General features: G+C 71.9%; 16 protein-coding genes. 5 read left to right on the top strand and 11 right to left on the bottom strand.

Annotation, left to right across the window (positions count from 1 at the left end):
* Positions 1–34: 34 nt before the first annotated feature.
* From ACZ4U4_RS07300 to ACZ4U4_RS07285, 4 genes are all read right to left on the bottom strand, one after another.
* The gene (locus ACZ4U4_RS07300) at positions 35–1,513 is read right to left on the bottom strand and encodes a GntP family permease (protein ID WP_467869911.1); all 1,479 of its coding nucleotides are present in this window, start codon (positions 1,511–1,513) and stop codon (positions 35–37) included.
* Between the two features lie 293 nt (positions 1,514–1,806).
* Positions 1,807–2,217, bottom strand: a complete 411-nt coding sequence (locus tag ACZ4U4_RS07295) for a RidA family protein (RefSeq protein ID WP_467869909.1) — start codon at positions 2,215–2,217, stop codon at positions 1,807–1,809.
* Between the two features lie 29 nt (positions 2,218–2,246).
* Entirely contained in the window at positions 2,247–3,002 is a 756-nt protein-coding gene (locus ACZ4U4_RS07290; protein WP_467869907.1) for an IclR family transcriptional regulator, read from the bottom strand.
* On the bottom strand, positions 2,999–4,072 hold the full coding sequence (locus ACZ4U4_RS07285; protein ID WP_467870895.1) for a sugar kinase: 1,074 nt from the start codon (positions 4,070–4,072) through the stop codon (positions 2,999–3,001). The genes ACZ4U4_RS07290 and ACZ4U4_RS07285 overlap by 4 nt, the downstream gene beginning before the upstream one ends.
* Positions 4,073–4,634: 562 nt before the next feature.
* Here ACZ4U4_RS07285 and ACZ4U4_RS07280 point away from each other — a divergent pair.
* The gene (locus tag ACZ4U4_RS07280; RefSeq protein ID WP_467869905.1) at positions 4,635–5,963 is read left to right on the top strand and encodes an alanine racemase; all 1,329 of its coding nucleotides are present in this window, start codon (positions 4,635–4,637) and stop codon (positions 5,961–5,963) included.
* Between the two features lie 357 nt (positions 5,964–6,320).
* Positions 6,321–7,943 (top strand): N-acyl-D-amino-acid deacylase family protein, encoded by a 1,623-nt coding sequence (locus ACZ4U4_RS07275; protein WP_467869903.1) that lies wholly within the window; start codon positions 6,321–6,323, stop codon positions 7,941–7,943.
* On the opposite strand, the gene ACZ4U4_RS07270 is transcribed toward ACZ4U4_RS07275, so the two are convergent.
* A complete protein-coding gene (locus ACZ4U4_RS07270) occupies positions 7,918–8,112 on the bottom strand; it encodes a DUF397 domain-containing protein (RefSeq protein WP_467869901.1) in 195 nt (64 codons plus the stop codon). The two genes, ACZ4U4_RS07275 and ACZ4U4_RS07270, sit on opposite strands and share 26 nt — an antisense overlap.
* A 1-nt stretch (position 8,113) precedes the next feature.
* Entirely contained in the window at positions 8,114–8,968 is an 855-nt protein-coding gene (locus ACZ4U4_RS07265; protein WP_467869899.1) for a helix-turn-helix domain-containing protein, read from the bottom strand.
* Between the two features lie 109 nt (positions 8,969–9,077).
* Between ACZ4U4_RS07265 and ACZ4U4_RS07260 the strand changes: the two genes are divergently transcribed.
* Positions 9,078–9,314 (top strand): hypothetical protein, encoded by a 237-nt coding sequence (locus ACZ4U4_RS07260; RefSeq protein WP_467870892.1) that lies wholly within the window; start codon positions 9,078–9,080, stop codon positions 9,312–9,314.
* On the top strand, positions 9,311–9,445 hold the full coding sequence (locus ACZ4U4_RS07255; protein WP_467869897.1) for a hypothetical protein: 135 nt from the start codon (positions 9,311–9,313) through the stop codon (positions 9,443–9,445). The genes ACZ4U4_RS07260 and ACZ4U4_RS07255 overlap by 4 nt, the downstream gene beginning before the upstream one ends.
* A 57-nt stretch (positions 9,446–9,502) precedes the next feature.
* On the opposite strand, the gene ACZ4U4_RS07250 is transcribed toward ACZ4U4_RS07255, so the two are convergent.
* On the bottom strand, positions 9,503–11,965 hold the full coding sequence (locus ACZ4U4_RS07250) for a P-loop NTPase fold protein (RefSeq protein ID WP_467869895.1): 2,463 nt from the start codon (positions 11,963–11,965) through the stop codon (positions 9,503–9,505).
* A gap of 262 nt (positions 11,966–12,227) precedes the next feature.
* On the opposite strand from ACZ4U4_RS07250, the gene ACZ4U4_RS07245 reads away from it, so the two are divergent.
* A complete protein-coding gene (locus tag ACZ4U4_RS07245) occupies positions 12,228–13,436 on the top strand; it encodes a pyridoxal phosphate-dependent aminotransferase (RefSeq protein ID WP_467869893.1) in 1,209 nt (402 codons plus the stop codon).
* Between the two features lie 310 nt (positions 13,437–13,746).
* On the opposite strand, the gene ACZ4U4_RS07240 is transcribed toward ACZ4U4_RS07245, so the two are convergent.
* From ACZ4U4_RS07240 to casB, 4 genes are read right to left on the bottom strand one after another with little or no spacing between them, the layout of a single operon-like run.
* Entirely contained in the window at positions 13,747–14,469 is a 723-nt protein-coding gene (locus ACZ4U4_RS07240; RefSeq protein WP_467869891.1) for a type I-E CRISPR-associated protein Cas6/Cse3/CasE, read from the bottom strand.
* The gene (gene cas5e, locus ACZ4U4_RS07235; protein ID WP_467869889.1) at positions 14,466–15,335 is read right to left on the bottom strand and encodes a type I-E CRISPR-associated protein Cas5/CasD; all 870 of its coding nucleotides are present in this window, start codon (positions 15,333–15,335) and stop codon (positions 14,466–14,468) included. The genes ACZ4U4_RS07240 and cas5e overlap by 4 nt, the downstream gene beginning before the upstream one ends.
* Positions 15,332–16,660: a type I-E CRISPR-associated protein Cas7/Cse4/CasC gene (locus tag ACZ4U4_RS07230; protein ID WP_467869887.1), complete on the bottom strand. Its 1,329-nt coding sequence runs from the start codon at positions 16,658–16,660 to the stop codon at positions 15,332–15,334. The genes cas5e and ACZ4U4_RS07230 overlap by 4 nt, the downstream gene beginning before the upstream one ends.
* A 29-nt stretch (positions 16,661–16,689) precedes the next feature.
* Positions 16,690–17,241 (bottom strand): type I-E CRISPR-associated protein Cse2/CasB, encoded by a 552-nt coding sequence (gene casB / locus ACZ4U4_RS07225; protein ID WP_467869885.1) that lies wholly within the window; start codon positions 17,239–17,241, stop codon positions 16,690–16,692.
* Between the last annotated feature and the right edge of the window lie 4 nt (positions 17,242–17,245).

Raw genomic sequence — 17,245 nt, 5'->3', positions numbered from 1 at the left:
GGGGCGGTTGGCGCCCCGGCCGCCGTCCGGCCCGCTAGACCACCAGGCTCACCAGCGCCGCCACCGCGAAGCCCGCGACCGAGAGGACGGATTCCAGGACCGTCCAGGACTTCAGGGTGTCGCGCTCGGAGATGCCGAAGTACTTCGCGACCATCCAGAAGCCGCCGTCGTTGACGTGCGAGGCGAAGATCGAACCGGCCGAGATCGCCATGATGATCAGCGCCAGGTGCGGCTGCGACATGCCCTGGCCCTGGACGAGCGGCAGGACGATCCCGGCGGTGGTGACGATGGCGACGGTCGCCGAGCCCTGGGCGACGCGCAGCACCAGCGAGAGCAGCCAGGCCAGCACGATGACCGGCAGACCGACGCCGTGGAAGGTGTCGGAGAGCGCGGTGGCGACGCCGCTGCCTTGGAGGACCGCGCCGAAGACGCCGCCGGCGCCGACCACCAGCAGGATGTTGCCGATCGGCTTGAGGGAGGCGGTGGAGACCCGCTCCAGCGACTTGCGCGACCAGCCGCGGCGGATGCCGAGCAGGTAGTACGCGGCGAGCAGCGCGAGGGTCAGCGCGACGAACGGGTTGCCGAAGAACTCGACGACCGAGCGGAAGGTGCTGGGGTCCAGCGCGATGGAGGAGAACGTCGACAGCAGGATCAGCACCAGCGGTATCGCGATGATGGTGAGGACGGCGCCCAGGGACACCGGCTTCTCCTGCGGGGTGACCCCGGCGGCGCGCTGTTCGGCCAGGACCGCGGCCTTCGCCTCGTCGGCCGCCTCGGCCATGTCCTGCGGCAGTTCGACGAAGATCCGCTTGCCGATCCAGGCGGCCCACGCCCAGGTGGCGAGGACGGCGGGGATGCCGCAGACCAGGCCCATCAGGATGACCCAGCCGAGGTCCACGTGGAAGAGGCTCGCGGCGGCGACCGGCCCGGGGTGCGGCGGCAGGAAGGCGTGGGTCATCGACAGCGAGCCGAGCAGCGGCAGGCAGTAGAGGAGCATCGACTTGCCGCCGCGCTTGGCCGCCGCGTAGACGATCGGGGCGAGGACGAAGATGCCGATGTCGAAGAAGACCGGGATGCCGAAGAGGAGGCCGGTCAGGCCCATGGCGAGCGGGGCGCGCTTCTCGCCGAAGAGGTTGAGCAGGCGGGTGCTGAGCACTTCACCGCCGCCGGAGACCTCCAGGATCGAGCCGAGCATGGTGCCCAGACCGATGATGATCGCGATATGGCCGAGGGTGCCGCCCATCCCGCTTTCGATCATGGACTTCACGTCGGACTTCTGGACCGTGCCGAAGAGTTCGGTGACGGAGAGTCCGGCGCCCAGGCCGACCGCGATGGAGACGGTGAGCAGCGCGACGAACGGCTGGAGCCGGAACTTGATGATCAGCAGGAGCAGCAGGGCGATGCCGAGGACCGCGACGGTCAGCAGGCCCGGGGTGCCCGGTATCAGGGCGAGCAGCCCGCCGGTGTGCGGCGGTGGCGGCGGCGCGGGGGCGGTGGCGGCGGCGAGGAACATCGTGTGACTCCGTTGTCAGCGGGGCCCGGAGGTCCGGGTGGCTCCCCTGGAATGCGTCTCGGGGCAGGGCGGACCGCGGCACGGCGCCCCGGAGGTGCGGGGCGCCGTGCCGTGCGGCGGATGGTGCGGGTGAAGATGCTTTAAGAGCAAGGCAGTTGCTCGTGGGGGTTGTGCGGCCGGGGCCCTGCGAGGGGTTCCCCGGCGCGGGCCCGTACGGCGGCCCCTGCGGTGGGTGCCGTACGGACGGCCGGTGCGGCGGTGGACGGTGGCCGGGTGCGGCCCGGGCCGTCGGTTCAGCTCAGGACGGCGAGGGCGTCGATCTCGATGAGCAGGCCCTTGGGCAGACCGACGTAGACGGTCGTCCGGGCGGCGGGCGGGGCGGTCAGGCCCTGCTCCTCGAAGTAGGCGTTGTAGATCTCGTTCATCTCGGCGAAGTGGTCCACATCGGTGAGGTAGACGCGCATCATCATGACGTCGTCCCAGCTCGCGCCGCCCTCTTCGAGGATCGCCTTGACGTTGGCGAAGGTCTGGAGGGTCTGCTCACGCAGGGTGGGGCCGGCCGGGGTGGGGGCCTTGCCCTCCTCGGCGGGGAGGAAGCCGACCTGGCCGGCGACCTGGAGGATGTTGCCCTTCTTGACGCCGTGGGAGAACTTCGCCGGCGGGGTGGTGTGGGTGGCCGGGGTGAGCGCGATCTTCTCGGTCATGGTGTTCAGGCTTCCTGTGCGGGTCCGGCTCAGGGCCGGGGGATTGCTGTTCCGGAGTACTCCCGGCTGATGGCGTCGGCGGTGCGGCGCACCAGCGGGAGGAGGGTGAGGAGTTCCTCGGCGGTGACGACGACGTTCGGCGCGGAGACCGACATCGCGGCGACCACCCGGCCGTCGGCGCCGCGGATCGGGGCACCGATGCAGTTGATGGACTCCTCGTGGCCGCCGAGGTCGGTGGCCCAGCCCTGTTCGCGGACCTTGGCCAGTTCGGCCAGGAAGGCCGCGGCGTTCGGTGTCGAACGGGACGTGTAGAGGGGGTAGTCGAGCTTCTCCGCGATGCTGCGGCGCTCGGGGTCGGACAGGTCCGCGAGGAGCAGCTTGGCGACCGCGGCGACGGTGATCGCGACGGGCTTGCCGATCCGCGAGTACATCCGCACCGGGTAGCGGCTCTCGACCTTGTCGATGTAGAGGACCTCGTTCTCCTCGTAGACGGCGAGGTGGACGGTGTGTCCGCAACTCTCGTTGAGGGCGACGAGGTGGGGGTGGGCGATGTCGCGGACGTCGAGGTTCTCGACCGCCTGCTGGGCGAGGGCGAAGAGCCGGGCGCCGAGGCGGTAGCGCTGGTCGGGCTGGCGGTAGACGATGCCGTGCTCGTGCAGGGTGCGCAGCAGCCGCAGCGCGGTCGACTTGTGCACGCCGAGGCGGACGGCGACCTGTTCGAGGTTGGCCGGGCCCTCGGCGAGCAGCGGAAGGATGCTCAGTGCGCGGTCTACTGTCTGGCTCATGTCTGGGGGACCTCCACCCGTGTGTCGTGCAGCCCCGTCGTCCAGCCGGGGCCGAGACGCAGTCTCCCCCAGTCGCCGGCGGGAAGGGCGGCGAGGCGGTCGGCGAGGGCGCGTGGCGGCGGTCCGGCGAGGTCGCCGGGGACGGTCAGCGCGGCGGCGGCCATGAGGTGCCCGTGCCGGATCCGGTCGGCCATCGGCAGCCCGCGCAGGGTCCCGGAGAGAAAACCGGCGGCGAAGGCGTCCCCCGCACCGACGGAGGCGACGACGTCGACGGTGAGGGCGGGGACGTAGGTACGGGTGTCGGCGGCGGGCGTGTCGGCCCCGGCACCGGCGGGCGCGGCGCCCTCGGGGCGCGCGCCGTCCGCGCCCTCCCGGTGGAGCACCGTGACGCCCTCCGCCCCCTGCTTGACGACGAGGACGGCAGGTTCGGGCAGCGCCGCGCGGATCGCCTCGGGCCCGTGCAGATCCCAGGCGGCCGCGGCCTCGTCCTCCCCGACGAACACGACGTCGGCGCCGCGGGCCAGGTCGAGCAGGGTCTCGGGGCCCTGCGGGCGGCCCTGCCACAGGCCGACGCGGTAGTTGACGTCGAAGGAGACGAGCGGGCGGTCCGGGGTGCGGCGGGTGAGGGTGCGCAGCATGGCGAGGCAGCTGTCGGAGAGCGCCGCGGTGATGCCGGTGAGGTGCAGCACCCGGGCGCCGGTGAGGGCGGCGGGCCCCGGCGATCCGGGGGTCATGGCGGAGGCGGCGGATCCGGCGCGGTAGTAGACGACCTCGGCGGTGCCGGGCTCCGCACCGTCCGCGCCGGTGGCCCGCTCCCCCGCCGTACGGAAGTAGATGCCGGTCGGGCGGTGCGGGTCGCGGGCGACGTGGCCGGTGTCGACGCCGTGGGCGGCGATGGCGGCGACGAGGTGGTCGCCGAAGCCGTCGGTGCCGACCCGGGAGACCCAGCGGACGCGGTGTCCGGCGGCGGCCAGCACGCAGGCGACGTTGGACTCGGCGCCGCCGATGGCGCGGTCGAAGGACGGCACGTCGGCGAGGCGCCCGGGGCGGGACGGCAGGAAGGTGACCATGGACTCGCCGAGGCAGACGACGTCGGCGCCGCCCGCCGGGAGCCCGGCGGCGCCGCCGTCCTGGCCTGCGGTGCCGCTGACGTTCGAGAGCCTGGTCACGAGGGTGGTGCTCCTTAGCTGTGCCGTGTGGGGGAAGCCGCGCCCGTGGACCCGGCCGGACCGGGCGCCGAGGCCGTCCGTCCGGCGCGCGTCGTGGCGGAGACGTACCGGGCGGCGGCTCGGAAGACGAGGGCCGGGCGGCGGTCGCGGCGCGTGCGGGCGGCGGGTGCCGGGCCTCCGGCGGCGGTGCGGCCGACGACCGCGGGACCACCGGATGTTCCGGCCCGGGACACGCCGTGCGCGGCGGCCCCGACGACCGCCGACACCCGTCATTGACCCGGTGCTGGCTCGGATGTTAGACAGCATTAAGCGATATACGCAATGGGTGTTGCAGATAATGCAACGCACGTGGAGAGGTCGCCCCGCCCCGGCCCGTCCTTGCCGCCCGGCGCATACTTCGCCCAGCATCGACCGGCACGCCGCGGCGCAGCCCGCGCCCGGCGCCCAGCTCTGAGGAGGCCCCATGGCCGACGACCGGCTCACCGACGACCGGCCCGCCACGGACCCGCACGCCCCCGCGACGGCGGCGGCCCGGGCCCTCGCGGACGAACCCGTCGACCACCGCTTCAAGGCGCTCCCCCCGGACGCCGAGGGCCGCACCGTCGGCGAGCTGGCCGCCGAACGCCGCAACCTCTTCGACGGCGGCTTCACCACCCCGGTCCTCGCGCTCTCCGCCGAGTCCGTGGAGCACAACCTCGCGCTGATGGAGACGTACTCGGAGCGGCACGGCCTGGCCTTCGCCCCGCACGGCAAGACCTCCATGGCCCCGCAGCTCTTCGCCCGCCAACTGGCGCACGGCGCCTGGGGCATCACCGCCGCCGTCCCCCACCAGGCCCGCGTCTACCGCGCCTACGGCATCGCCCGGATCTTCCTCGCCAACGAACTCGTCGACCCCGCCGCCCTCCGCTGGCTCGCCGCCGAACTGGACGCCGACCCGGGCTTCGGCTTCATCTGCTACGTCGACTCCGTGCGCGGCGTCGAGCTGATGGACGCCGCGCTGCGCGAGGCCGGGGCCCGCCGCCCCGTCGACGTCGTCGTGGAGCTGGGCGCCGGCGAGGGTGCCCGCACCGGCGCCCGCACCGACGCCGACTGCCGCGCGGTGGCCGACGCCGTCGCCGCGACCGCCACCCTGCGCCTGGTGGGCGTCGCCGGTTACGAGGGCGAGGTGCCCGACGCCGACCACACCAGGGTCACCGCCTGGCTGCGCCGCCTGGTGGCGCTCACCGCCGCCTTCGACGCCGAGGGCCGTTTCGCCGGGGTGGACGAGATCGTGATCAGCGCGGGCGGCAGCGCCTGGTTCGACGCGGTCGCCGAGGTCTTCGCCGAGATCCCCGCGCTGTCCGCGCCGGCCCTGAAGCTGCTCCGCTCGGGCGCGTACGTCTCGCACGACGACGGCCACTACCGCCATCTCACCCCGTTCAACCGCGTCCCCGAGGAGGGCGCCCTCCAGCCCGCGTTCCGCCTCTGGGCGCAGGTCGTCTCCCGCCCCACCCCGCACCAGGCGTTCGCCAACGCCGGGAAGCGGGACGCCGCCTACGACCTGGACCTCCCGCAGGCCCAGGTCATCCGCTCCGCCCGGGACGGCGCCGAACGCCCCGCCGCCGGCGTCACCGTCACCGGCCTCTCCGACCAGCACACCTGGCTGGCCACCGAGTCCGCCGACGCCCTGGAGATCGGCGACTGGGTCGGCCTGGGCCTCTCCCACCCCTGCACCTCGTTCGACAAGTGGCAGCTGATCCCGCTGGTCGAGTCCGACGGCACGGTCGTGGACTTCATCCGGACGTTCTTCTAGGACGGCAGCGCCAAGGGCCGGGCGGCGTTTCGTTCAGGAACCCTTCCTGAACGAAACGCCGATCCAGGGCCCGGGCAACGCAGCGCTTCCATCAGGAACCCTCCCTGAACGAAACGCCGCACCAGGGCCCGGGCGGCCGCTTCCATCAGGGACCCTTCCTGAACGAAGCCCTGCACCAGCCCCCGGGCAGCGCAACGCTTTCTTCAGGAACCCTCCCTGAACGAAACGCCCCCAGGCCGCCCCCATCCGCCACCACCCAGCGACCTCCCCCCACCCGAAGGGCGCACCGCCCCGGACACCGGCCGCTCACTCGACCACTCGCTCGACCACCAGGCCGAAGTACCGAAAGGCAGCTCCATGGACACCGTGTTCCGCGACGTACGCGTCATCGACGGGTCGGGGGGCCCGTCCTACCGCGCCGATGTCGCCCTGGCCGACGGCCGGATCGCCGCCCTGCACCGCGAGGGCGACGGCGGCCCGCGCCCGTCCGCCCGCCACACGGTCCCCGGCGATGGCCTAGCCCTCGCCCCCGGCTTCATCGACATGCACGCCCACAGCGACCTCGCACTCCTCCGCGACCCGGCGCACGAGGCGAAGGCGGCGCAGGGCGTCACCCTCGAAGTCCTCGGCCAGGACGGCCTGTCGTACGCGCCGGTGGACGACCGCACCCTCGCGGAGGTCCGTTCGCAGATCACCGGGTGGAACGGCGACGGCAGCGACATCGACTTCACCTGGCGCTCCGTCGGCGGCTACCTCGACCGCCTCGACCACGGTTTCGACGGCGCCGGTATCGCCGTCAACGCCGCCTACCTCATCCCGCAGGGCACCGTCCGGATGCTCGCCCTGGGCTGGGAAGACCGCCCCGCCACCGCCGACGAGCTGACCCGGATGAAGCAGCTCGTCGCCGAGGGCCTTCAGCAGGGCGCCGTCGGCCTCTCCTCCGGCCTCACCTACACGCCCGGCATGTACGCCTCCGACGCCGAACTGACCGAACTCTGCCGCGTCGTGGCGGAATACGACGGCTACTACTGCCCGCACCACCGCTCGTACGGTGCCGGTGCGCTCCAGGCGTACGAGGAGATGGTCGCCCTCACCCGCGAGGCGGGCTGCGCCCTCCATCTCGCCCACGCCACCATGAACTTCGGCGTCAACAAGGACCGCGCCCCCGAGCTGCTCGCCCTGTTGGACGCGGCGCTCGACGGCGGCGCCGACATCTCCCTCGACACGTACCCGTACACCCCCGGCTGCACCACGCTCGTCGCGATGCTGCCGAGTTGGGCGAGCGAGGGCGGGCCGGACGCGATCCTCGCCCGCCTGCGGGACGACGAGAGCGCCGCCCGCATCCGCCACACCATGGAGGTCGAGGGCGCCGACGGCTGCCACGGCGTCCCCATCGAGTGGGACACCATCGAGATCTCCGGGGCGACGGACCCGGCGCTCGCCCCGTACGTCGGCAAGACCGTTGCGCGCAGCGCCGCCGAACGCGGCGAGGAGCCGTGGACCGTCGCCCGCCGCCTGCTGATCGAGGACCGCCTCGGCCCGACGATCCTCCAGCACGTCGGCCACGAGGAGAACGTCCGCCGCATCATGCGCCACCGCGTCCACACCGGCGGCTCCGACGGCATCCTCCAGGGCGCCAAACCGCACCCCCGCGCCTACGGGACGTTCCCCCAGTACCTGGGCCGCTACGTCCGTGAGCTGGGCGTTCTCTCCCTGGAGGAGTGCGTCGCCCACCTCACCTCGCGCCCCGCCGCCCGGCTCCGCCTGCCGGACCGGGGCCTGATCCGCGAGGGCTACCGCGCCGACCTCGTCCTCTTCGACCCGGAAACGGTCGCCGCCGGCTCCACCTTCGACGCGCCGCGCACCCTGCCCACCGGCATCCCGCACGTCCTCATCAACGGCCAGTTCGTCATCGAGAACGGCCACCGCACGGAGGTCCTGGCCGGACGGGCGATCAGGCGCGCAGCGCCTCGCCCTTGACCGCCGTGACGAAGCGGTCCCAGGCACCGGACCCGAAGATCAGGGTGGCGCGGCTCCGGTCCTTGGTGTCGCGGACGGGGATGATGCCGGGGAGGTCGTCGGCGATCTCTACGCAGTCGCCGCCGTCGCCGTTCGCGTAGCTGCTCGTGCACCACACAGCATCGGGCAAATCAATTCCGTTGCTTGCCGTTTCGGAAATCCTCTGCCGCTTCCTGAAGCATCGACAGGGACACTGCCGGTGGCAGCGCGGCGGCCCTCACCAGATCGTATGCCTTGAGGTACTGGTCCACGATCTCCGGATCATCAATGGTGTCACCGCTGTACGCGGACTCGATGTAGATCAAAGGCGGCTCATCCCGGAACCGCATTGTCTTGACCGAGCCCGTCATCAGCGGGTGCGGCCCGCTGTTACACGGAAGGATCTGTGGAACGATCCGGCGACGCCGACCCAACTCCGCGATGTGGTTCAACTGTTCGGCCATCTCGCCCAGCGGAAGCAGGGGATGATCCAGCACGGACTCGTGCAGAATCATCCAGAACGACGGAACCTTGTGATCTTCTTCGAAGAGCTGCGCCCTCTCCAACCGTGCGGAGACCCTCTCCTCCACTTCCTCTTCGGTGGAAAGCGGATTCGCCCCCAACACCACGGCCCGCGCATACGAGGCTGTTTGCAGCAACCCTGGCACGAGGCCGGGATACCACTCCTCCATAGCCGTAGCCTTCTTCTCCGTCTCCAGCACCCGCTCGAAGTAATGGGCATGGCCGCCTCGGCGTGACCTTCGGACGTCATCGCATCGCCGCGTGAAGAATCCGTCCGTGCCGAGCACACGGTCCACATGCGGGGCCAATTTCCTCGGCATCCGCCGGTATCCGCGCTCGATCTCACTCAGATAACTCACCGAGAAGTAGCAGTCCTCGACCACTTCCTTGAGGGTCAGGCCCGCCTGTTCCCGCTTATAGCGCAGCTCCGCGCCATAGAAAGCGAGCACACTCTCCGAACCGTCAATATCTTTGCTCGCAGGCATAGTTCACCGCTCCACAGATTCCGCACCGAAAGGGAAGTGCCTTCCACGCTACGCCGATCCGCGGCACGCTGTGAGCAGTTCCTCACAGACCGCACAGGAAGCCGACGTCATGCCGCACGCCCACCACTCCCCCCACCACGACGACATCGACGACTGCACCGAGGAGCTGCGCGCCGCACTCGCCGCGCACGGCATCACGCTGCCGTCGCTCGGGATCGATCTGCCGTCGTTCGCCGGGAGTTACAGCGCCCCGCTGATCTCCCTCGGCAACTGCAACGCCGCCACCGCCCGCCGCCTCTCCGCCGTCCTCCACCAGGCCGTTTCCGGTTCGGACAGCACGCGATGAGCAAGCCGCGGGACGGGGAACGCGCCCCGAAGGAGCCGCCCGCCCGGCCCGAGCGGACCCGGCGGGAAGAGCTGACCGAGGAGGTCCGGCGGCTCAACAAGTGGTCGTCCGGCGGGGGCGGGCGCCGCTGAACCGCGCGCCCCGCACACCTCGATGCGCGGGGCCGCCCGCCTCACTCCGCGTGACCGTCACCCCCGGCTCGCCGCCAGCGCCTCCTCGATCCAGTCGAGCAGCACCCAGAGCCGGTCGGTCACGCCGAGCGCCCCGATCTCGGTGGCCCGGCGCTCGATCTCGGGGGTGACCCGCCCGCTCAGGAAGCCGACCGGTCCGGCGTACCGCTCCTCGTCCCGCAGGCGGCGGACGAAGGCGAAGCCCGCGTCCGGATCGCCGCCCCGGGAGCAGTCGGAGAGGAACAGGTCCACCCGGTGGGCGGCGACCCGGGCCAGCGCCTCCGCCTCGGTGGCCGCGACCCACACATCCACGCCCGGCCCCTGCACCCGCGCGACCAGCGACGACAGCGTCTCGGGGGTCTCGTCCAACCACAGGACGGCCAGCTCCGGGGCAGAGGCGCTGCCCGACCGCTGCGCCGGAAGGGGCTCCGACCGCCGCGCCCGCGCCCCGGGATCGGGCGCCTCGGCCCGCTCCTCCGCGACCTCCCGCACCATCTCCCGCAGCTCCTCCAGCTGATTGGTGATGCGCGCGCCCAACGACGCGGCGCGGTCCTCGCGTTCGGGGCTCTGCCGGATCGTGTAGAAGATCACCGGGCCGTCGTACCGCTGCCGCCCCCGGAGGCTCTCGACCATCGCGAACCCGGATTTGTGGTCACGGCCACGGCTGATGTCCGAGATCAGCAGATCGGGCCGGCGCGTCCGCAGCGCGTCGACCGCCTCCCGGCTCGACCCCACATGCCGCACCCGCGCCCCCATGTTCAGCAGCATCTCCGCCACCTCGCCCTTGCGCTCGGGCTGATCGTCCACCCAGAGCACATCGAGCCGCACCGGCAGGGAGTTCCCGTACTGGGCGCGCAGGTTGCTGAGCCTGGACTCCTCCGGCCGTCGCCCCAACCATCCGAAGCCCCCGGGCTCGGTCCCGGAGCCGCTCACCGCGTTGGAGTCCCCCATCGCCATCACCCCGCTGACGGAACCGATCCGGCGGGAATCGGCGTCCCGCCCCGGCGGCTCCGGCGGAGCGTCCCGCTCCGGGGCGGCGCCCGGCCGGCTTCCACCCGACGGAGGCGCCATCGCCCAGGCGAGCGGCGACCCGTCCGCGTCGAGCCCGTCGCGCATCCCGCCCAGGGCCTGCCGCAGCGGCTCCCACGCGGCAGACATCCGGGAGGGGCCGTCCCCGGAGAGCACCGGCCCCTCGCGGAGCCGCAGCAGCAGCCGCGCCGCATCGTCCAGCTCGACCAGCTCGTCGATCAGCGAGGTGAACCCGGCATTGAGCACCAAGTCCGGGAATTCCCTGGGGAGTTGCCGCTCCAGCGCGGCCAGCACGTCCGGGCCGGGCGCGTCCGGCCCCTCCGGCAACACCAGGTCGTACCGGGCGACGAACCGCGCCGCCTCCGTCGCCTCCGCCTCGGCTACCGACCCGCGCGGCGCCATCAGCGTCCGCCGCACCGTCCGGTACGTACGGAACTCCGCGACCACATCACCGTCCACCGTCCCCGACGGGCCGGTCATCATCCGGTAGAAGTCCGGATAGAAGTACTGGAGCAGCAGCGTGCGCAGCACCGCGTCCGGGCCGAAGTCGCGCCAGACCGGGTTCAGCGTCGCCTCCAGGACGAAGCCGTTGACCAGGCGTTTGATGCGTCGCGGATTGCGCGCGCTGCGCTGCGCCAGCAGCTCCACCAGCGCATCGTCCACCAGCGGCGCGACGCCCGCGGTCCGGGCGCACCAGCGGATGTACTCCTCGACGCCGCGGCCGTCCGGCGCCGGTATGCGGTAGCTCGTCTGGAAGATCTTCTCCATGAACGCCGACCCGGCGGGCGACAGATCGCGCAGCAGCCCGTTCGGGCCCATCGCGGAGCGGTCGCAGCCGACGACGAAGGCGAGCCCGGGCACGTCCAGATAGACCTTCACCGCCTCGCAGACCGCCAGCACGGTCTCCTCGGAGCAGCGGTCCAGATCGTCGATGAAGACGACCAGCATCCGCCGCAACCCGCCGGAGTGCTGCGCCCACTCCCCCACCAACTCGCCGATGGCGGTCCGCATCTCGTTCCTGGCCTGCGAATTGACGGACAGGCTCTTCCACAACGCGTCCACCAGACCGGCGACGCCCAGCGGCCCCGCGGCGACCGTCGTCACGGCGCGGGCCATCCGCAACAGCGCCCGCTGCTCACTGACGCGCCGCAGCCCGCGCCGCAGCACCCGCCGGTCGAACCGCATCAGGACCGACTTGATCAGCCCCTCCAGCGCGTCCGCACCGGTCGAGGTCCAGGCGTTGTACCAGACGGTGTGCACGTCGGGCTGCGCGGTCAGCTCCGCGTCGACCAGCCGCATCAGGCTGCTCTTGCCCATCCCCCAGCCGGCGTCCACCGCGAGGGTGAACGGCGTCGCGGGCCGCGAGGCGACCAGCAGCCCCGCCAGCCGCCGCGCCGCCGCCTGCGCCCCGAGCAGATCCCCGCCCGCCTCGGTCACCGGCTCATCACTCAACAACGAGAACGGTGTACTCCCCGCACCGCCGCCGTCCCCGCCACTCCCACCGACCCGCCCCGCCGCCATCCGGCCCCCCCCCGCGTTCTCGCCCCGGTCCGGCGGAACGGGCCCCTGGCCGGACGCGCCCCGCCGACGAACGCCCGGAGCGTACCGCCGCGCCGCCACGCCCCGCAGCCGCTCCACCCGGCCGCTCCCCCACCGGCCCAACGTGGGCAAAAACACCGCGCCGGGGCCCCGGAGCGGCCGTAAAGTGGCGGACATGCAGGTCATCCAGTCAACGAAGCTCGCCAACGTCTGCTACGAAATCCGTGGCCCGGTGCTGGAGGAGGCGATGCGGCTGGAAGCGGCAGGCCACCGCATCCTCAAGCTCAACACCGGCAATCCGGCGGCGTTCGGCTTCGAGTGCCCACCGGAGATCCTGGAGGACATCCTCCGCTCCGTCGGCACCGCCCACGGCTACGGCGACGCCAAGGGCCTGCTCTCCGCCCGCCGCGCGGTCATGCAGCACTACCAGACCAAGGGCGTCGAGGTCTCCGTCGACGACATCTACCTCGGCAACGGCGTCTCCGAGCTGATCCAGATGTCCATGCAGGCGCTCCTCGACAACGGCGACGAGGTCCTCGTCCCCGCACCGGACTACCCGCTGTGGACGGCGTCCGTCTCCCTCTCCGGCGGCACCGCGGTCCACTACCGCTGCGACGAGCAGGCCGACTGGATGCCGGACCTCGCCGACATCGAGTCCAAGATCACCGACCGCACCAAGGCGATCGTCGTGATCAACCCGAACAACCCGACCGGCGCGGTCTACGACAACACCCTCCTGGAGGGCATCGCCGAGCTGGCCCGCCGCCACAATCTCATCGTCTGCGCCGACGAGATCTACGACAAGATCCTCTACGACGGCGTCACCCACACCCCCTTCGCCGCCCTCGCCCCCGACCTGCTGACCCTCACCTTCAACGGCCTCTCGAAGGCGTACCGGGTCGCCGGCTACCGCAGCGGCTGGATGGCGGTCTGCGGCCCCAAGGCCCACGCCACCTCCTACATCGAGGGCCTCACGATCCTCGCCAACATGCGCCTCTGCGCCAACATGCCCGCCCAACACGCCGTAGCCACCGCCCTCGGCGGCCGCCAATCCATCACCGACCTCGTCCTCCCCGGCGGCCGCCTCCTCGAACAACGCGACACGGCGTACGACCTGCTGACCCAGATCCCCGGCGTCACCTGCGTCAAGCCGAAGGGCGCGTTGTACGCCTTCCCCCGCCTGGACCCCAAGGTCTACAAGATCACCGACGACCGGGAGTTGGTCCTGGACCTCCTCCGCGCGGAGAAGATCATGATTGTGCATGGGACGGGGTTCAATCACCCGACGCCGGATCATTTCCGCCTCGTCACGCTGCCCAATAAGGATGATTTGACGGAGGCGGTTACGCGGATCGGGGCGTTTTTGGAGGGGTATGGGAAGTAGGGGGACGGGGGCAGGGGTGCGCGTAATGTCGGGGTCGCCGGGCAGGCGGGGTGGGTAGAACCGCAGGTCGGGAAGGGTGAGCCCCGCGGGTGCGGGGATGGTCCCACGCTGACTCTCACCGTGACCGGCAAGAATGCGTGAGCCCCGCGGGTGCGGGGGTGGTCCCATGTCGAGGCCCGTGGTTTCCGTATCGAGCGCGTGAGCCCCGCGACTGCGGGGATGGTCCGTGCGTGCCGTATTCGTTCACAGTATCCAGGAGGCCCCGCAAGCGCGGGGACAGCGGCGACGGGGCGGCGCCCCAGCCTGCCCCCTACCGCACCACCACCAACCCACACCCATAAGCCCGCCCATGCCCAACCCCCCTGGTCAGAACGCCCACGAACGTCTCCGGATCCGTCACCGTCAGCTTGCCGCGGATTTCGGCGCGGGTGAGGCGGAGGCCCTTGTGGGGGGCGGGGCTGGAGATGCGGGGGAGCATGCGGATGCCGAGGGTGTCCGGGTCGGTGTGGGCGCCGAGGCGGGTGAGGCCGTCGGGGGCGACGGGCGGTTCGCCGGGCGGTTGGAGGCGGCGGGTGAACCAGGTCTTCACGTGGTCGGGCCGGGTGTGGGCGACCCGTACGCCGCGGGTCTTCGGCGGGGCGCCCGGGGGCGGCGGCTTGCTGTAGACGGGGTTGACGACGGTGCGGAAGCCGACCGTCTCCCCGACGCTGAACGTCCGGTCCAGCGTCAGCGTCTCCGGTTCCGCGGCCAGCGCCTGCCGCGGGATGCGGCTCCAGTCGCCGGGGACCTGGGACTGCACGACGAGGGCGAGCCGCGCCTCGCGGAGGTTCAGCGTCCAGGTGGAGAGGATGCCCATCTGGGCGCGGGGGTCGCGGCTGCCGTCGTCGACCCAGCCGGGGAAGCCGCTCATGACCGTACGGTGCATGTCCTGCGCGTCGATCAACGACTTGGCGGCGTACGGGTGTTTGGCGTCGAGCGTCAGCAGGGTCTGGGTGGCGACGAAGCGGGCCGCCGCGGGGCGGGACGCGTTCACGGGATGATGTTCCAATCGCGGGCGAGCGGGTGGATGTCGACGCGGGTGCGGGTCTCCCAGCGCGGGGCGTGGCGTGCGCCGTCGGCGTGGAAGTGCACCGGCTGGTCGGCGACCGGCGCGGCGCCCGGCAGCGGGGTCCGGCTCTCGATCCAGGCCCACGGCCGGTCGTCCCGTACCCGCGAGGGCGCCTCGGTGGGCGACGGCAGCAGCGCCACCGACGCGAAGACCTCCGCGAGGGTGCCGGGCACGACGTCCAGCGTGATCTGCCCGGACGGCGGGCAGGACTTCCGGCCCAGCCAGAGCAGCCGCTCGGGGTGCTCCAGCGCATGGCCGATCCGCTCCAGCCACGTACGGTCCGGGCCCTCCAGGCCCACCAGGAACGCGGCGTCGGCGAGGTACCAGCGCTCGGTGATCATCGCGTTCCGGCGCACCTCGCCCGAGACGAGCACCCCGGAGCGCGGGTCGGCGGCGATGCGCTTGGGCGCGCCGTACCAGTCCTCGACCTCGTGGTGTCCGAAGGAGTCGCCGCCGTCCGCGTCCGTCGTGGGCGCCGCGGCGGCCGCGCGCCGGTGGTCGGTGACGAGGTCACGGGGCCGCAGCGGATACCGCCCGGCGCCGACCGTGTGGTAGTCGCGGACCGGTTTGCCCGGGTGGTCGGCGCGTACGCCGAAGAGCAGCGGGGCGAGGCCGGACAGCGGGTCCGGCTCGCCCGGCCCCGCCTCGCGCGGCAGGCCGAGCGCGGCGGCGCACATCCCTATGACACCCGACTTCGTGGGCCGGGTGTGCGTGTCGCGCCGCCAGAACCGGCTGGCCACGCCCCACGACTGCAACGGCGCCGCGAGCCGGATGAGCAGGACGTGACTCACCGCGTCAGCTCCCCGATCGACGTCACGGACGCCACGCCCGCCGTCTTCAGTACGGCGTCGATCCGCGGGTCGTACGTGAGGAAGCGGGCCGATTCCAGGTCCGGGCGGCGGTCGCTGACGAAGGTGTGATGGTCGAGGAGGCGCCGGACGGCCGCAGGCCCGGCCGGGCCCTCGCCGCCGGGGCTCTCGTCGATGGGGAACTGGAAGGCGGCGGCGTAGTTGTAGGGCCGGTCGCCCTCGAAGGCAAGGACGAGGGCGGGCAGCGAGCCCGTCGACGCCGTGGAATTCTTCTTCGCCTCCGGGAACGCCTCCACGAACGCGTTGACGAACTCCTTCTCCGCGGCGACGGCCGCCTCCTCCGCTTCCTCTTCCGTCATCCCGGCGGCCCGAAGGTTGTTCCGCAACTGGACGCGGTCGAGGACGGCATGGCGGTAGAAGGTGCCGGAGATCAGCGACTGGTAGCCGGTCATTCCGGCGCCGGCGTCATCGGCGGAGTCGAGGAAGTCCAGTGCGTTCCGCTTACGTTCGAGCTTGGCGTCATCTGCGGCCGCGTAGAAGTCATCCATCTGCTCGGCCTCGTGGACGGTGAACGCGTGCCCGCTCTGGACCGCGCCGTCCACGTTCGGAGAGTCGGCGATTTCGGCGAGGAAGCGGCCGTAGAGGGCGATGTCGATGGCGTCGCGCGGCGCGATGGCGAGGAGAACAGCGTCGCGGTGCTTCTTGGGCAGGGCGGGAAGCGATGACTCGGACGACTCCGCGGCCGCCGAAGCCTCCTCTTCCGGTTCCGCATCCGCCTTCCGCTTGCCCTTACGGGACGCCTTCTTCGCCAACTCGGCCTGGGCGCGCAGGTAATTGTCCCGCCACTCCCGTACCTCGTCGGCGTACGCCTGCACATGGGCGGCGATCCGGGCACCGGTGTCGGCGGGCGCGAAGAGCAGCACCTTCGTCAGATTGGCGACCGTCTTCTTGGCCGGATCGCCGAACTTCAGCCCGGTCGCCTCGATGACCGCACGGGCGGTGGCGATGGCCTCGTCCCGCTCCCAACCATGCTCGCTCTCCAGCGCCCTGGCGGCGATCAGCGCCCACTCCCGGGTACGGAGCCCGGTACTCCGTCCCTCCAGCGCCCCGACCCCGGCATTGGCACGGTTACGGGCATGCACCCGCTCGGCCCGCCGCCGCGCCTGGCTGCTGATCATGTGCCGCTCCACACCGCCGTAGACGAAGCTCTTCGGCGACCCGTTCTCGTCCCGCACGGGCAGCACGGCGACCAGCGTCTCCAACAGATGCAGAGAGAGAAACTGGCGGCTTCGGGGATCCTCGGTCACGTACTCGCGTCCTTCCGCGTCGTCCACGTCTACTTGCTCGTCCCGCTCCAGGCACCGGGCCCGCTCCGTCGCCGCGTCTGCGGCTCGTGGAAGTCCACCGACCACCCGTAGGCGACCCGCGCCCGACGCTCGTACCACCTGGTCAGGTCATCGGTGAGCCGCGTCCAGGAGGGCGGTGCCTGCTCACAGGAACGCAGCCGGGTCACCGTGTGCTGAAGGTGCCGCCAGGGGATCCGTCGACTCGCCACCACCCGCGCCAGCAGCCGCTGCGCCCCCGGGTTATCGGGCCCACGCCCGACCCCGTCCCCGATCCGCCGCGCCGCGGCCCCGAGACTGCCCGAGCCGTAGGAGGGGATGGAGCGGCCCTGGTGGTAGATCCCGAAGAGGAAGGCGACCTTTTCGAAGGTTTCGCGGTGCTCCGGCGACGCGAACCATCCGGCACGGATGTGGGTGTCGGTGGGCCGGGTGCGGCGGAGGTCGGCGAGCTGCCCGTATTCGCGGTTGTGCACGAGTTGCACGAGCCAGGCCGTCAGCTGTGCGCTGCCCTGCTGCTCGGATACGTGCTCGGTCCATTCCGTCATGGGC

The organism is Streptomyces sp. NPDC029159 (assembly GCF_055564055.1).
This window is presented reverse-complemented; position numbering and strand designations above follow the sequence as displayed.

Coding starts and splice junctions, on each gene's coding strand:
- ACZ4U4_RS07300 (WP_467869911.1), bottom strand. CDS start 1,513: ATGTTCCTCGCCGCCGCCACCGCCCCCGCGCCGCCGCCACCGCCGCAC.
- ACZ4U4_RS07295 (WP_467869909.1), bottom strand. CDS start 2,217: ATGACCGAGAAGATCGCGCTCACCCCGGCCACCCACACCACCCCGCCG.
- ACZ4U4_RS07290 (WP_467869907.1), bottom strand. CDS start 3,002: ATGAGCCAGACAGTAGACCGCGCACTGAGCATCCTTCCGCTGCTCGCC.
- ACZ4U4_RS07285 (WP_467870895.1), bottom strand. CDS start 4,072: ATGGTCACCTTCCTGCCGTCCCGCCCCGGGCGCCTCGCCGACGTGCCG.
- ACZ4U4_RS07280 (WP_467869905.1), top strand. CDS start 4,635: ATGGCCGACGACCGGCTCACCGACGACCGGCCCGCCACGGACCCGCAC.
- ACZ4U4_RS07275 (WP_467869903.1), top strand. CDS start 6,321: ATGGACACCGTGTTCCGCGACGTACGCGTCATCGACGGGTCGGGGGGC.
- ACZ4U4_RS07265 (WP_467869899.1), bottom strand. CDS start 8,968: ATGCCTGCGAGCAAAGATATTGACGGTTCGGAGAGTGTGCTCGCTTTC.
- ACZ4U4_RS07260 (WP_467870892.1), top strand. CDS start 9,078: ATGCCGCACGCCCACCACTCCCCCCACCACGACGACATCGACGACTGC.
- ACZ4U4_RS07255 (WP_467869897.1), top strand. CDS start 9,311: ATGAGCAAGCCGCGGGACGGGGAACGCGCCCCGAAGGAGCCGCCCGCC.
- ACZ4U4_RS07245 (WP_467869893.1), top strand. CDS start 12,228: ATGCAGGTCATCCAGTCAACGAAGCTCGCCAACGTCTGCTACGAAATC.
- casB (WP_467869885.1), bottom strand. CDS start 17,241: ATGACGGAATGGACCGAGCACGTATCCGAGCAGCAGGGCAGCGCACAG.